The sequence below is a fragment of the Silvibacterium bohemicum genome, from assembly GCF_001006305.1.
GTDB classification, from domain to species: Bacteria; Acidobacteriota; Terriglobia; order Terriglobales; family Acidobacteriaceae; genus Silvibacterium; species Silvibacterium bohemicum.
In genome coordinates this window covers 762,813-776,916 of sequence record NZ_LBHJ01000020.1, presented here as the reverse complement: position 1 = coordinate 776,916, position 14,104 = coordinate 762,813, and the positions used below count along the sequence as shown (strand labels likewise).

Annotated in this window: 14 protein-coding genes; 11 read left to right on the top strand and 3 right to left on the bottom strand. The window is 59.3% G+C overall.

The genetic code is table 11. The features are described 5' to 3' along the window. The first annotated feature begins 47 nt into the window (after positions 1-47). Both XX99_RS26285 and XX99_RS26280 read left to right on the top strand, forming a co-directional pair. Positions 48-764, top strand: coding sequence for an ABC transporter ATP-binding protein (locus tag XX99_RS26285; RefSeq protein ID WP_050062450.1), 717 nt, complete (start codon positions 48-50; stop codon positions 762-764). 223 nt (positions 765-987) lie between these two features. After that, the gene (locus XX99_RS26280; RefSeq protein WP_050062348.1) at positions 988-3,441 is read left to right on the top strand and encodes an ATP-dependent Clp protease ATP-binding subunit; all 2,454 of its coding nucleotides are present in this window, start codon (positions 988-990) and stop codon (positions 3,439-3,441) included. A gap of 74 nt (positions 3,442-3,515) precedes the next feature. Here the strand turns inward: XX99_RS26280 and XX99_RS26275 are convergent, their stop codons facing one another. Together XX99_RS26275 and thiC are read right to left on the bottom strand one after the other, a co-directional pair. Further along, positions 3,516-3,785, bottom strand: coding sequence for a YtxH domain-containing protein (locus XX99_RS26275; protein ID WP_050062347.1), 270 nt, complete (start codon positions 3,783-3,785; stop codon positions 3,516-3,518). A gap of 466 nt (positions 3,786-4,251) precedes the next feature. Beyond that, positions 4,252-5,721: a phosphomethylpyrimidine synthase ThiC gene (thiC, locus tag XX99_RS26270; protein WP_050062346.1), complete on the bottom strand. Its 1,470-nt coding sequence runs from the start codon at positions 5,719-5,721 to the stop codon at positions 4,252-4,254. A 266-nt stretch (positions 5,722-5,987) separates the two neighbouring features. Here thiC and XX99_RS26260 point away from each other — a divergent pair, with 266 nt between their 5' ends. From XX99_RS26260 to XX99_RS26240, 5 genes are all read left to right on the top strand, one after another. After that, entirely contained in the window at positions 5,988-6,488 is a 501-nt protein-coding gene (locus XX99_RS26260) for a cytochrome c maturation protein CcmE (protein ID WP_082125984.1), read from the top strand. Between the two features lie 48 nt (positions 6,489-6,536). Beyond that, positions 6,537-7,385 carry a biopolymer transporter Tol gene (locus XX99_RS27900; protein WP_231581631.1) on the top strand — a complete coding sequence of 283 codons (849 nt, stop codon included), beginning with the start codon at positions 6,537-6,539 and terminating at the stop codon, positions 7,383-7,385. Positions 7,386-7,526: 141 nt separating this feature from the next. Continuing rightward, positions 7,527-8,258, top strand: a complete 732-nt coding sequence (gene ccmA, locus XX99_RS26250; RefSeq protein WP_082125983.1) for a heme ABC exporter ATP-binding protein CcmA — start codon at positions 7,527-7,529, stop codon at positions 8,256-8,258. 19 nt (positions 8,259-8,277) lie between these two features. Then, positions 8,278-8,772: a Cys-tRNA(Pro) deacylase gene (ybaK, locus tag XX99_RS26245; RefSeq protein ID WP_050062344.1), complete on the top strand. Its 495-nt coding sequence runs from the start codon at positions 8,278-8,280 to the stop codon at positions 8,770-8,772. Continuing rightward, positions 8,769-9,443, top strand: coding sequence for a heme exporter protein CcmB (locus XX99_RS26240; protein WP_050062343.1), 675 nt, complete (start codon positions 8,769-8,771; stop codon positions 9,441-9,443). The genes ybaK and XX99_RS26240 overlap by 4 nt, the downstream gene beginning before the upstream one ends. Positions 9,444-9,750: 307 nt before the next feature. Here the strand turns inward: XX99_RS26240 and XX99_RS26235 are convergent, their stop codons facing one another. After that, positions 9,751-9,963 carry a hypothetical protein gene (locus XX99_RS26235; RefSeq protein ID WP_050062342.1) on the bottom strand — a complete coding sequence of 71 codons (213 nt, stop codon included), beginning with the start codon at positions 9,961-9,963 and terminating at the stop codon, positions 9,751-9,753. A 113-nt stretch (positions 9,964-10,076) separates the two neighbouring features. On the opposite strand from XX99_RS26235, the gene ccsA reads away from it, so the two are divergent. The 4 genes from ccsA to XX99_RS26220 all read left to right on the top strand — a co-directional run bounded on the left by ccsA (position 10,077) and on the right by XX99_RS26220 (position 14,089). Beyond that, positions 10,077-10,781, top strand: a complete 705-nt coding sequence (gene ccsA, locus XX99_RS26230; protein WP_311732213.1) for a cytochrome c biogenesis protein CcsA — start codon at positions 10,077-10,079, stop codon at positions 10,779-10,781. Continuing rightward, positions 10,778-10,909 carry a hypothetical protein gene (locus XX99_RS28480; protein ID WP_260315235.1) on the top strand — a complete coding sequence of 44 codons (132 nt, stop codon included), beginning with the start codon at positions 10,778-10,780 and terminating at the stop codon, positions 10,907-10,909. The genes ccsA and XX99_RS28480 overlap by 4 nt, the downstream gene beginning before the upstream one ends. Before the next feature lie 83 nt (positions 10,910-10,992). Beyond that, positions 10,993-11,676 carry a peptide-methionine (S)-S-oxide reductase MsrA gene (gene msrA, locus XX99_RS26225; protein WP_050062448.1) on the top strand — a complete coding sequence of 228 codons (684 nt, stop codon included), beginning with the start codon at positions 10,993-10,995 and terminating at the stop codon, positions 11,674-11,676. Between the two features lie 328 nt (positions 11,677-12,004). Further along, positions 12,005-14,089 (top strand): S9 family peptidase, encoded by a 2,085-nt coding sequence (locus XX99_RS26220; protein ID WP_050062340.1) that lies wholly within the window; start codon positions 12,005-12,007, stop codon positions 14,087-14,089. The last annotated feature ends 15 nt before the right edge of the window (positions 14,090-14,104 follow it).

Below are 14,104 nucleotides of genomic sequence, written 5' to 3'. Positions count from 1 at the left end.
CCTCCTTATCCGCGCCGCAGCCTGACCCGCAGCCTTTTGGCGCTGCGATGAGTCGTTTCGCGGCTCCGGAACATCCAATCGTCATAAAAATTGGGAACTTGCGTAAGGAATACACCACAGGCCGGGGACGGCTGGTGCTGTTCGACGGGTTGAGCTTCGAGGTCGCCGAGGGAGAGATGCTGGCGATCATTGGCGAGTCGGGAGCGGGTAAAAGCACACTTTTGCACATCCTGGCCGCTCTTGATACCCCTTCCAGCGGTGACGTATACTCCGCCTCAACCCAGTTGAGAAACCTGTCTCCCAGTCAAGCAGCCTCCTTTCGCAATTGCGAGGTCGGCTACGTGTGGCAATTTCACTATCTTTTACCGGAGTTTACAGCCCTTGAGAACGTCGCCATGCCCCTGCTGGCGCGGGGCGAAAATCGCGGCACTGCTTTGAAGAGCGCAGCTAAGTGGCTGAATGAAGTGGAGTTGGCGGATCGCGCCAGCCACCGCGCAGGAGAGCTTTCGGGTGGAGAACAGCAGAGGGTATCCCTCGCCCGTGCTCTGGTTACCGAACCCAAAGTGTTACTGGCCGACGAGCCAACGGGGGATTTGGACCGCCGGACAGCAGGTGTAGTTTTTGATCTAATTCAGCGGTTGCATAAATCGCACCGTCTAACATCGGTTGTAGTAACGCATAACGAAGATTTGGCATCTCGATGTAGCAGGATTTTGCGCCTGGATAAGGGGCGCTTGGAAGAAGTTGCTCCGCAGCTGGCTTAACCGCGGAGGAGTGAAGGGGCCGAAGGCGAAAGCCGTCGGTCTGGATGTGGGATGGATGCAGAAGAGTGCACCCAGCCTGGGGGCCGCACCACAGAGCAGCATTTCTGGACCCACTTTTTGGTCTGGCGCGGTGATATAGGACGAAGGCTCTCAAAGTCTTCGATACCCGGAGGAAAGCTTCCGCGATCGAAGATGAGGCGAGCCGGGCATTGCCAGGGGGAACATGTTCGAACGCTATACGGAAAAGGCACGGCGCGTAATCTTCTTCGCCCGTTACGAGGCAAGCCAGTTTGGTTCCCCGTACATCGAGACAGAGCATCTGTTGCTCGGTCTTCTGCGCGAAGACAAGGCGTTGACCAATCGCTTCCTTCGCTCACATGCATCGGTTGAATCAATTCGCAAACAGATTGAGGGACACACCACCATTCGCGAGAAGGTGTCAACCTCGGTCGATCTGCCACTCTCGAATGAATGCAAGCGGGTTCTGGCCTATGCAGCGGAAGAGGCCGAACGGCTCTCGCACAAACACATTGGAACGGAGCATCTGCTGCTCGGCCTGTTGAGGGAAGAGAAGTGCTTCGCCGCGGAGATCCTGCACGAGCGCGGATTGAAGCTGCTCGCTATTCGCGAGGAGCTGGCCCGCACCACACAGGAGAAGGCTCCGGCGCAGCAGCGCAATCGCGAATCCAGCCTGCTGGCGGAATTCTCGCGCGACCTGACCCAGGCCGCTCTCGACAACCAGCTCGATCCGCTGGTGGGACGCGATCAGGAGCTGGAGCGCGTGGTGCAGATCCTGTGCCGCCGCACCAAGAACAATCCGGTGTTGATCGGCGAGCCCGGCGTAGGCAAAACCGCCATCGTCGAAGGCCTCGCGCAGCGCATCTCCGATGGAGACGTGCCCAGCTTCCTCGCCGACAAGCGGGTGCTGGCGCTCGACCTGTCGCTGATCGTTGCCGGAACCAAGTATCGCGGCCAGTTCGAAGAGCGTCTCAAGACCATCATGAAAGAGCTGATGGAGAATCAGAACTCCATCATCTTCATCGACGAGCTTCATACCCTGGTGGGTGCGGGATCGGCCGAGGGCTCGCTCGACGCCGCTAACATCCTCAAGCCGGCTCTCTCGCGCGGCGAGATTCAGTGCATCGGCGCAACCACGCCCCAGGAATATCGCAAGTCGATCGAGAAGGATCGTTCGCTCGAACGGCGTTTCCAGGCCGTCAAAGTGCCGCCTCCGAACGAGGAAGACGCGATCAAGATCATCATGGGCATCAAAGACCGCTACGAGAAGTTCCACGCGGTCAGCTATACCGATGACTCCATCGAGTTCGCGGTCTCGCACTCCAACCGCTATATCCCGGATCGCTTCCTTCCGGACAAGGCCATCGATCTGATCGACGAAGCCGGCGCGCGCGTGAAGCTGCGTCAGACTTCGTTGCCCGAAGAGATCACGGAAGTCCAGAAGCGCATCAAGTTCATCGTGCACCGCATGGAAAACGCCATCGCGAATCACGAGTTCGAGAAGGCGCGTTTCTACTCCGACGAAGAACGCAAGGAGCGCGAAAACCTGCGCGCACTGCGCGACAAATATCATCTCGATGATTCGACCGCCGGCATCGTCGGCCGCGAGGACATCGAGGACGTGGTCAGCCGCTGGACCGGCGTGCCGATCACCTCGATCAAGGAAGAGGAAACGCAGAAGCTGCTACGCGTCGAGGAAGAGCTGCACAAGCGCGTGATCTCGCAGGACAAGGCCATCTCGGCCCTGGCCCGCGCTATCCGCCGCTCACGTGCCGGCCTCAAGTCGCCGAACCGGCCGATCGGATCTTTCCTGTTCCTGGGGCCGACAGGCGTCGGCAAGACGGAAATGGCGCGCACTCTGGCGCAATTCCTATTCGGCTCTGAGAAGTCGCTGATCCGCTTCGATATGTCGGAGTTCATGGAGAAGCACTCGGTCTCGAAGCTGATCGGTTCGCCTCCGGGATACGTCGGCTACGAGGAAGGCGGTCAACTGACGGAGCGCGTCAAGCGCTCACCCTACTCCGTGGTCCTGCTGGACGAAATCGAGAAGGCGCATCCCGATGTCTTCAACATCCTGCTGCAGGTCTTTGAAGATGGCCAATTGACCGACGGTCTGGGCAACACCGTCGATTTCAAGAACACCATCATCATCATGACCTCGAACATCGGCGCGCGTCACCTGCAGCGCAAGCAGGGTCTCGGCTTCCAGAGCGAGCGCGAAGACATGGTGATGGACAAGATCGAAGATCTGGTCAAGCAGGAAGTGAAGCGAACCTTCAATCCTGAATTCCTGAACCGCGTCGACGAAATCATCCTCTTCCAATCGTTGACCGACGCCGACCTGATCCAGATCGTCGAGCTGCTGATGGCCCAGCTGAACGCCAACCTCGTTCAGAAGGCGATCACCATCTCGGTCACCGAAGACGCCAAGAAGTGGATTCTCGACAAAACGCTGATCGACCGCAGCTACGGAGCGCGTCCGCTGCGCCGCGCACTGCAGCGGTATGTCGAAGATCCGCTCTCCGAGGCTCTGATCGCAGGCGGCATCACCGAACGGCCGGCGTTCCTCGAGGTTTACCTCGAGAACAACCAGCTCTTCTACCGCCCAATCGGCCAGGAAGGCGCAGACAAGGTCGAAGGGGTGCTGCTCTATAGCTAGTTTTCAATCGACGAACAAAAAGGCCCTGTTCACCAACCAGTGAACAGGGCCTTTTCCTTTCTCTGTAGCGCCTCTTAGATCTGGACGACCTTCTTGGCGGCGCTGACCGCGTTGGAGGCGGTGTCGACCACATCGTCCACGATGTCCTTACCGCGCTTGACGTATTTCTCTGCTTGATCGGAGAGGTTCTCTGCGGCGTCCTTGAGGTAATCGCCTGCGTCTTCGAATCCACGGCGCAGCTGGCGGCGAGTCTTCTCCCCGGACTGCGGTGCGTAAATCAATGCGACAGCCGCGCCGGCCGCCACTCCCACGGTAAACACTGCCCAAAACTTAATAGCATTCATAAGGACGCTCCTATCTCTTTATTCGACCGTCTTCAAACGGTATACCCGCTATGAGATAGCTGCAAGCCTTGATTGGGTTGCTGAGAGGGCATTCTTTCCCCGAACTGTACCGAACCCGAACCAATCCCGGATCGGACCCGCCCTCCAGCCTCGCGATGCCATCCGATTGCCGGTGTACTCCAAGGTGTTAGCTACCTTTAACACCTTCCGGAAGCCGCGGGATCGGAAGTGCTATGGCCGGCTGCGCTCGATTGAACGATTCTGATTGAGAAAGAAAGCAGCGTCATTTTTGTAAGCAGCAAAACCAGTAAGAGGAAGCTAGTCAATTCCCATCGATCGCAGTCCGCAATCCTTCGTTCACTCGTTGTGAGGTTTCAGTAAAGCCCCGTCGTTATCCAGATACTATGCATAGCACGAAAGAAAAAGGCCGCTAACCAGCGGCCTTTTTCTTTCGAGGATTTCTTATCTAGTTCTTGCCGGCCAGCTGTTGCGCCTGCAGCACCACGAGCTGGCTCAGGTCTTTTTTCTCCAGGCCGTGAACCTGCTTGTTGAACTCGTCCACCTTGCTCGACCAGTTCATGGAGCAGAACTTCGGCCCGCACATGGAGCAGAAGGCCGTCTCCTTGTAGTAGTCGTCAGGCAGGGTCTCGTCGTGCATGGCGCGCGCCGTCTCCGGATCGAGCGAGAGCGCGAACTGCTTCTCCCAATCGAAGGTATAGCGGGCATAGCTGATGGCGTCGTCGCGGTCCTGCGCGCCGGGGCGATGACGCGCGATGTCCGCAGCGTGGGCGGCGATCTTGTAGGCGATCATGCCGTCCTTCACGTCCTGCTCATTGGGTAGGCCAAGATGCTCCTTAGGCGTGACGTAGCAAAGCATCGCCGCGCCGTGCCAGCCGATCATGGCCGCGCCGATGGCGGACGTGATGTGGTCGTAGCCGGGGGCGATGTCGGTCACGAGTGGGCCGAGCACGTAAAAGGGCGCGCCGTCGCAGAGCTCGACTTCCTTGTCCACCTGCTCCTTGATTTTGTCCATGGGCACATGGCCGGGGCCCTCGATCATCACCTGCACGTCGGACTTCCAGGCCTGGCGGGTGAGCTCGCCCAGGGTCTTGAGCTCGGCGAACTGGGCTTCGTCCGAAGCGTCCGCAACCGACCCGGGACGCAGACCGTCGCCCAGCGAATAGCTGACGTCGTACTTGGTCATGATGGCCGTGATGCGGTCGAAATTCTCGTAGAGGAAGTTCTGCTTGTGGTGGTGGGTCATCCACTGCGCCATGATCGCGCCGCCGCGGCTGACGATGCCGGTGATACGCTTGGCCACCATCGGCACGTACTGGATGAGCACGCCGGCATGGATGGTGAAGTAGTCGACGCCTTGCTGCGCCTGTTCCTCGATCACTTCGAGGTAGACGTCGATGTTGAGATCTTCAAGCTTCTTGACGCGATTCAGCGCCTCATAAAGGGGAACAGTCCCAATCGGCACCGGCGAATGGCGCAGGATGGAGTCACGAATCTCCGGAATGCTGCCGCCGGTGGAGAGATCCATGACAGTATCTGCGCCGTGCTGGACGGCCATGTGCAGCTTGCGCAGCTCCTCGGCAATATTGGAGGTGATGGCGGAGTTGCCGATGTTGGCGTTGACCTTGCACCGGGTGGCCACGCCGATGCCCATCGGCTCCAGCTCAGGGTGGTTGATGTTGGCCGGGATGATGAGGCGGCCGGCTGCGATCTCATCGCGCACCAGCTCTGCCGCGATGCTCTCGCGCCTGGCGACATACGCCATCTCTTCGGTGATCTTCCCCTGCCGGGCAAAGTGCATCTGCGACATGTTCATGTCGCCGGTGCGAGCCGCCTCTTCTTTGCGTTTCACGATCCATTCGGCGCGTGGCTGGAGAATTTCGAGAGTTGCATTCTTGGTAAGGCCGTTGGTCGTCATATCCACTCCTGATGTTTACCTTTGGAGAAAAATCGTTCCTAAATGAATGAGCTATTGTCTCGGATTGAGGATTCGCTCTTGTCTTGGATTAAGTTAGATGAGGCCCGGGCTCGTTCGCACGCCGATTTGTTCGAGGAAATGTCTTTTGGGGATTATAAATTGATGCGGCAAAGAGGGCGGCAGCGATGTGACCGCCGACACAGCGCAGAGGGCTCACGGCCGCGTAGTCTTGCCATAGACCGGATTGCGGTAAACTTGAGAGAGCCATGAAGAAGTCGAACCAAGGCGTAAAGATCGGTGTCGCAGTCGTCATCATTTTGGGCGCTATCGTCTATCTGGCGGTGACAGGAGCGAGCGCAACCAAGAGCTACTACGTGACCATCCAGGAGCTGAACGCGATGGGGCAGAAGGCCTACACGCGTAACCTGCGCGTGGCCGGAAACGTAGTGCCGGGGTCCATTACGCACAATGGCACCAACGCCGACTTCGTTCTGGTCGAGAACACCAACAAGCTGCGCGTCTCGTATCAAGGCGAAGAGCCTCCGCCGGACACCTTCAAAGACAACGCCCAGGCGCTGGCCATCGGCACCTACGGACGTGACGGCGTTTTCCACGCCACCCAGCTGCAGGCCAAATGTGCGTCGAAGTACGCTCCCGCACCCGGAACAAATCCGGGAGCAAATCCCGGAGCGAAGCCGGGCGCACCCGCCGCTGCCGCCGCCGCCGGAGCGGCAACCGCGATGATGTCCGTGCCAACCACCAAGTAAGACCGGTCGCGACGCTCGCCGTCCATGATTCTGCTACAGTTCTCTGCAATGGCGATCTCTATTGTTCACCAGGCAAAGAAAATCGCATGCCACGGGGCTGTTTTGGGTTTGATCCTATGTACAGGGCCGAACCTGCTTCGCGCGCAGGCCCCCGATCCGCAGGCCGCGCAGAAGCCGGCTGCGCCAGCCTGGGCCGCTCCGGGTTCGGCCACGCATACCCAGGTCGCGCCTCCTGCTGATTTTCATCGGCCCAGCAAGAATTTCGACACGCCCATCGGCATATTCGACGGCCAGTCGGACATCGGCAGCGCCCTGGTGCCGGGCAGCGCCAGTTATGACGCGAGTAAAAATCAGTACACCATCCACTCCGCCGGCTACAACGTCTGGTACACGCGCGATGAGTTTCGATTCCTCTGGAAGAAGATCTCCGGCGATGTCTCGCTTGCGGCCGATATCGCATTTCCCGATCCAAGCGGCTACGACGACCGGAAAGCGGTGCTGGTGATCCGCCAGGACCTCGACGATGGCTCCAAAGAGGTCGTCGCCGCACTGCATGGCGCAGGCATGATCCAGCTCGCGCAGCGGCCGGAGAAGAATATCCGCGTGAAAGACATGGAATATCGCATCGGAGGCCGAGGCCGTCCGGGCGGAGCCAGTCCCGACAGCCTGGTTCCGGTCTTCGCCAGGCGCATCGGCATCGAGAAGCGCGGCGACTTCTTCTCGCTCTTCGTCAGCCTGGAGGGTGAACCGATGCACCCGTTCGGGCCGCCGATCGAGCTGCACATCGACGGACCGTTCTACGTCGGCATCGGCTTCTGCTCGCACCTGCCGGAGAAGTCGGACACGGCAGTACTGTCGGATGTGATCCTGGAAAACTCCGCCGGCAAGGTTCGCTAAGGCGCGGTTTGCCTCGAAGACTTTCGAGACCCTAGCCGAAGCAGGCATAGGCGACCGCCGTTCCGATGAGAGAGGGAAGGATGAGGGCGTGTCATCACATCAGTCTCCCCTGAGCGGCCGCCTGTTTATACTCCGAAGAGCATGGCGTCTCTGGTAGAGCTCGACAAAGTATCGAAGCTATATGGAAGCTTCGTGGCGCTGCGCACCATCTCGCTCCAGTTCGAGCGCGGCCGCTGCTACGTTCTGCTGGGCGAGAACGGCGCTGGGAAATCGACGCTGTTGCGCATGATCGCCGGTCTGCTGCGGCCTACCTATGGCAGCGTGCGCGTCTTTCTCCGGCAGAGTGGGGATGGCGGGCCGCCGGCTGACGCCCGCGACCGCATCGGCTACATGAGCCATGCTCCCATGCTCTACGACGAGCTTTCTGCCGCGGAAAACCTGCGCTATTTTGCCAGCCTCTATCGCGAGCAGCCGTGTCTCACTCCTGCAGAGGCGCTTCAGGCCGTCGGATTGGACCCGGCGTTGCCTCGGCCCGTGGGCCAATATTCGCAGGGCATGAGGCAGCGAACTTCGCTGGCCCGCGTGCTGCTGGCGCAGCCCGAACTGCTCTTGCTCGATGAGCCCTTCTCGAATATGGACGCGGCCAGCGCGCAGCAGATGCTGGCGCTGGTGGGGCGCTTGCGCGGAGAAGGGAAGACGGTGATCCTCACCACGCACCAGCGCGAGCTGGCCGAGCCAATCGCCGATTTTCTGCTCACCTTGCAGGCAGGCAGCGTGGCTTCGCTGGTCGAGAGACAGTCTTATGCGGGTGGAATGAACGAGCGCACGCTCTTCGACTCAGTCGCTCAAGATGACAGCCTCAAGTATTTGTAACGGGAGATAGTAAAAGTTCATGAAGACCAACGCGGCGCGCTATCTCGACTCGCTGGGCATCAAGTATGAGCTGCGCGAATATACCGTCGACCCCGAAGAGTTCTCGGCAATCATCGTCGCAGAAAAAATCGGACTGCCACCGGAGCAGGTCTTCAAGACGCTGCTGTGCGTGACCGGCGACCGCGAGCACGTCTTCGCCGTAGTGCCCGGCAATGACGAGCTGGACTTCAAGAAGCTGGCGCGGGCTGCTGGGGCGCGCAAGGTCGAGATGGTTTCCCTCAAAGAAGTGGAGCCGCTTACCGGCTACCTGCGCGGCGGCGTCACGGTCTTCGGTGCGAAGAAGGATTATCCAGCGTATGTCGATGAGACCATCGAGCTCTTCGACGTCATCTCCGTCTCGGCCGGCACGCGTGGGGTGCAGATGCTGCTCGCTCCCGGCGACTATCTGAAAGCCTCGAACGCACAAATCGCGTCGCTGACCAAAGATGTGCTCCCTGCGGATGGACTGCGATGAAACGGCCTTATTTCTGGGTCCATCTGGCCAAGGATCTGCGCATCGAATGGCGGTCGCGCGACGCCATCAACTCCATGCTCTTTTTCGCGCTGCTGGTGGTGGTGATCTTTTCGCTGGCCTTCGATCCCACGCGATCGTTTGCGCGGCAGATCTCCGCGCCGGTGTTGTGCGTGGCGATTCTCTTCGCGGCGGTGAGCGCGCTGAACCAGACCTGGGCGCGCGAGCTGCGCCACAATGTGCTGGACGCGCACCGCATGTCGCCGTCACCCGCCGGCGCGCTCTTCTTAGGAAAGGTGCTGGCCAATTTTCTCTTTGTCAGCGTGATCGAACTGATCCTCGCGCCGCTCTTCGTGATCTTCTACAACCTGCATGCGCTGGGAAATGTCTGGCTGCTGCTGCTCGCGGTTCCGCTGGGGACCTGGTCGATCCTGATCAATGGCACATTCTTCGCTGCGCTCTCCATCCGGTCGAGGAACCGGGAGCTGCTGCTGCCGCTGATCCTGTTTCCCATCTTTATGCCCGCACTGCTGGCCATGGTGCTGGCCATCGCAGCCATCCTGAGCGGGGAGTCCGACCCGTCGCTGTGGATCAAAGTACTTCTAAGCTACGACGTGATCTTCACCACCATAAGCCTGCTCTTATTCGACACAATCCTCTACGCCGAGGACTAGCCGTCCAGGCTTTGCGCGCCTTTGGCGCCTTTACACATTGGACTGGCTTTCTGTGTTCATCAGGACTTTGGTTGCGCGGAGATGCCGCGGGTCTTTCGATTCGCTGCGCTCGCCTAGGATGCCAACCCTATAAATAGAAAGAGGATTGGCCAGCTAAGGAGATGTTGATCTGCCAAGACACACGACTCAATACACCCTGTCCATGGCACTTCAACCGAGCTATCCGCTCAGCGACTACAGGTTAGAAGCAGAGGCAAGTCCAATGTTCAAAGGCGCCAAAGGCGCGCAAAGCCTGGACGGCCAGCCCCTACCAGTGGCCGGTGTGGTGTAGGTGGAGCAGGCGGGCGGCGGAGAAGGCTACGAGCCAGAGCCCTACGACTGCCGAGCCGATGGTCATGACCAGCCTACGCGCCTGCCGGTCGTGTGGGTGTGAGGGCGCGCCACGCCGGATGCCGAAGATCTGTCCCGAAAGACCGATGAGAAGAATTATGCCGCCGAAGATGAGTGTGAACCATGCCATGGGCGACCTTTCTACTCCTTTCCACTAAGTCTTGAAAAGCGTTTTTCTCACTTTTTCGAGGGTTTTTCGTAACCCTCTGTCCAGTAAACTGATACGTACGCTCTAAAGGATGGATGATGAAGGTCTTTCGCTGGTTGTGGGCGGCAGCTACTCTGGCAGTGCTAGCCAATGGATTTCGCGTCGCGATGTACGTGGTTCCGGCGGACCGCGACCAGGGCGACCTTTCGCGGATACTCTACTACCATGTGCCGTCGTGGTGTGGCATGGCCATCTTCTTTGCGCTTAACCTCATTTGTTCCATCGTTTACCTCGCCCTCCGCAACCGGAACAAGGTAATCGCGCTGAAGGCGGATGCCCTGGCGCTGACCTCGGCGGAGATGGGCGTGGTCTACTGCCTCATCGGCATGACCACCGGCTCCATCTGGGGACGCGCGGCATGGGGTATCTGGTGGACCTGGGATGCACGGCTTACCACCACCCTGGTTCTATGGCTCATCTACGTGGCCTATTTGCTTTTACGGCGTTTCACCAGCGGAGCCGAGATGCGCACGCTGGCCGCGGTTCTGGCCATCTTCGGCTATGCCGACGTGCCGATTGTTTACATGTCCACGCGCTGGTGGCGCACCCAGCATCCCTCGCCGGTCTTCTTCGGTGGACCGAATTCGGGCCTGGATCCAAGCATGCTGCCGGCTCTTTTCTGGAACATGGCGGGCTGGATCATGTGGGGGATTCTCATCGTCAGCCTGCGCTACTCGGCTGAAATCCGCGCCCAGCGCGCTCAGGAAAAGGCCGCGGTCGCGGCGCTGGAGGTTGCATGAATCCCGTGAACCCGATGTTCCACCGTCACCTGGTTGCGGCTTACACGGTTACCTGGGTCTTCCACCTTGTCTACCTGGCATACGTTGCATGGAAGTGGCGTGAAGCCAAGCGCAGCGACCGCTCGTAACGCTGGCTAGCAAAGAATTCGTAACTTCGGCGCAGTGGCAGCGTCTCATGATGTGGGCCGGAAAAATGGCTCAGGAGAACGAAATGCCGCTCGTATCGAAGCTTCGTAACCAGGTTGTCACTCTTATTACCGCTCTCGCCCTGGCTCCCATTGCACTCGCGGCGGGTCATCCTGCGGTTCCCGCACCCAAGGCCGATGTAAACCTGTCCGCCAAGCCGGCCAAGGAGACCGCCATTTTCGCCGGAGGCTGCTTCTGGGGCACGCAATCGGTCTTTGAGCGGGTGAAGGGCGTGGTGGATACCACGGTGGGCTACTCCGGTGGCTCGGCATCTACCGCGACTTACGACCAGGTATCCTCAGAAACTACCGGCCATGCGGAATCAGTGAAGGTAGTCTACGATCCATCGAAGATTACTTACGGTGAGCTGCTGCGTATCTTCTTCTCGGTGGCGCACGATCCTACACAGGTCAATCGTCAGGGCCCGGACGTGGGCTCGTCCTACCGGTCGGTCATTTTTTACAGCAATGAAGATCAGCGCAGGATCAGCATGGCCTACATCTCTCAACTGAATGACGCGCACATTTTCCCCCGGCCGATTGCAACGCAGGTGGTGCCGCTCAAAGCGTTTTATGACGCCGAGTCTTACCATCAGGATTACGCCCTGCACAATCCCGACAATCCCTACATTCAGGTCTGCGATCGCCCCAGGATCGAGGCGTTGAAGGAGCAGTTTCCGGAGCTGTTCAAGGATTATCGCGGCAAATAAGGCAGGGTGTAGCGGATAGGGCTGAGGTTGTAGATTTCGGTCCGCAGTCTGGTGTCGCTCCTATCTCCCGCAGGTGGTTCTGACAATCTTATCCCCGGCATTCTGACAATTTCATCCACCTTATTCTGAAAAGCTATCCCCGTCATTCTGGCGAACGAAGTGAGCAAGAATCTCGGCGAACCTTTGTTACGAGGGATCGCCGGGATTCTCCGGTGCATTCAGGGCATCGCTCGCCTCGGACCATATCGGCATATCCTTGCAGCTGGAGCCTTGCGACCTCATCAAACTGCGTCTGCGCGCCCTCCATTTATAGTGTTCACAATCCACTATGAAAGTTTTCGGCACGGTCTCTCTTTTAGCCCTGGGTCTTCTGCCTTTTGCGAATGGACAGTCGCAAAAGCCCGCCATCTCGCTCGATGAGTTCATGAACGCCACCGAGATCCATGACGCGCGCATCGCGCCCGATGGATCGGCAGCGGTTCTCGCGCTCAGCTCTCCGGACTGGCAGCACAACCGATTCAAGGATGAACTATGGCTGTGGACGAAGAGGACGGGGAAGCTTATTCCGCTCACTCAGTCCGGGCATGACTCTTCGCCTGCGTGGTCTCCGGACGGACGCTACGTTGCGTTCCTTTCGGATCGTTCTTTGAATGACAGCGGCAGCGATGACGACAAAGATGGCGAGCCCAGCCGTATCTGGCTGATCCCTGTGAATGGCGGAGAGGCCTTCCCGCTCTATCGGGAAAAGCTCGACGCGCACACCTTCGCTTGGTCGGCGGATAGTTCGAACATCGATTTTTCCGTGACCGAGCCGTTATCCAAGGATCAAGACGAGGCGCACAAAGCGGAGTGGAAAGATGTGATTCGCTGGCGCGAGCAGGAGCGCGGCGATGTCCTCCTGGCCATCCCCGTCTCTACTGCCCTGCAACAAAGCAGCAAGACGCCCGAGGCGCATCAGGAAGAGAAGACCGCCGCAGATAAGCCACAGCTGCCAGCGGCAGCGCGAGTGATCGCGCACAGCTCGCTGGCTATCGATGAGATTGTGCCATCACCCTCCGGCAGCCAGATCGCCTTCGAAACAGGCTCGATCTCGCATCGCCTCGAAAATCCGTCGGAGACCGAGATGTTTCTCGTCGCCGCGAGTGGAGGAGACGCGAAGCAGCTCACGCATAACAATGGCTTGGAGAGTCACCTCACCTGGGATCCCGCGGGCAAGCGAATTTACTTTCTGGTTCAGGCCGGCGGAGGGTCCATCGAAGGCCCCTATCAGGATGCGCAGGGGCGCATCTACGCGCTCGATCTGAATTCTGAGAAGCCTGCCCGGCTGGGAGCCGATTTCCCAGGATCGTGGGGAGATTTCACCGTCATGGCCGATGGCAAGCTGATCGCCGCAGGCTTGACCGGCATCGACCAGCATCTCTATCGCATCGACGGCGCTCACGCCGAAGGCATAGCGACCGTCTCCGGCGACTACGCCCATGTGGACGCCGCACTGCACGGCAACACGATCCTCTTCACGCACTCGACCATCACCGATCCGGCGCAGCTTTATGTCGCGGATTCTGTTTCGAAGCTCGACGAGGTCAAGCCGGTCACATCGCTGAATCCCATCTTCGCCGAACGTGCGCAGGTGAGCTGGGAGCCTTACCGCTGGAAGTCCGACGACGGCACCAGCGTGGAGGGAGTGCTCATTTATCCGCCCGGCAAAAAAGGCGAGAAACACCTGCGCATGCTCACGCTGATCCATGGCGGACCGGAAGACGCGGACGGCAACCGCTTCGGCGCCGACTGGTACGACTGGGCCACGCTGGCCGCGACCAACGGTTGGCTGGTCTTCCGGCCCAACTATCGCGGATCGACCGGCTACGGGGACGACTTCTCGCAGGCCATCATGCCGCATCTGGTCTCAGCACCGGGACGCGACATCCTGTCCGGCGTCGATGCGCTGGTGAAGGATGGCATCGCCGATCCCGATCATCTGACCATCGGCGGATACAGCTATGGCGGCTATATGACCAACTGGCTCATCACGCAGACCACGCGTTTCAAGGCTGCGGTCACCGGAGCCGGCGCGGTCGAGCACGCCGCGAATTGGGGCAATGACGATCTCACCTTCGACGACGCATGGTATCTCTCCGGCACGCCGTGGGAGAAGCCCGATCTTTACCAGAGCGAGGCCGCTCTCTTCCAGATCAACAAGGTCACCACGCCCACGCATATCGTCGGAGGCAACGCGGACGTGCGAGTCAGCTATCTCGAACAGGTCTTGCTGGAACGCGCATTGCAGCGGCTCAACGTCCCGCACACGCTGCTGGTCTTTCCCGGAGAGAATCATCCTCTGGATAAAAATCCCTGGCATGGATACATCAAAGTGCGCGAAGAGCTGAAGTGGCTCGAGAAATATGGCAAGTGAGGGCGAGGGAATTTC

Coding starts and splice junctions, on each gene's coding strand:
- XX99_RS26285 (WP_050062450.1), top strand. CDS start 48: ATGAGTCGTTTCGCGGCTCCGGAACATCCAATCGTCATAAAAATTGGG.
- XX99_RS26280 (WP_050062348.1), top strand. CDS start 988: ATGTTCGAACGCTATACGGAAAAGGCACGGCGCGTAATCTTCTTCGCC.
- XX99_RS26275 (WP_050062347.1), bottom strand. CDS start 3,785: ATGAATGCTATTAAGTTTTGGGCAGTGTTTACCGTGGGAGTGGCGGCC.
- thiC (WP_050062346.1), bottom strand. CDS start 5,721: ATGACGACCAACGGCCTTACCAAGAATGCAACTCTCGAAATTCTCCAG.
- XX99_RS26260 (WP_082125984.1), top strand. CDS start 5,988: ATGAAGAAGTCGAACCAAGGCGTAAAGATCGGTGTCGCAGTCGTCATC.
- XX99_RS27900 (WP_231581631.1), top strand. CDS start 6,537: ATGGCGATCTCTATTGTTCACCAGGCAAAGAAAATCGCATGCCACGGG.
- ccmA (WP_082125983.1), top strand. CDS start 7,527: ATGGCGTCTCTGGTAGAGCTCGACAAAGTATCGAAGCTATATGGAAGC.
- ybaK (WP_050062344.1), top strand. CDS start 8,278: ATGAAGACCAACGCGGCGCGCTATCTCGACTCGCTGGGCATCAAGTAT.
- XX99_RS26240 (WP_050062343.1), top strand. CDS start 8,769: ATGAAACGGCCTTATTTCTGGGTCCATCTGGCCAAGGATCTGCGCATC.
- XX99_RS26235 (WP_050062342.1), bottom strand. CDS start 9,963: ATGGCATGGTTCACACTCATCTTCGGCGGCATAATTCTTCTCATCGGT.
- ccsA (WP_311732213.1), top strand. CDS start 10,077: ATGATGAAGGTCTTTCGCTGGTTGTGGGCGGCAGCTACTCTGGCAGTG.
- XX99_RS28480 (WP_260315235.1), top strand. CDS start 10,778: ATGAATCCCGTGAACCCGATGTTCCACCGTCACCTGGTTGCGGCTTAC.
- msrA (WP_050062448.1), top strand. CDS start 10,993: ATGCCGCTCGTATCGAAGCTTCGTAACCAGGTTGTCACTCTTATTACC.
- XX99_RS26220 (WP_050062340.1), top strand. CDS start 12,005: ATGAAAGTTTTCGGCACGGTCTCTCTTTTAGCCCTGGGTCTTCTGCCT.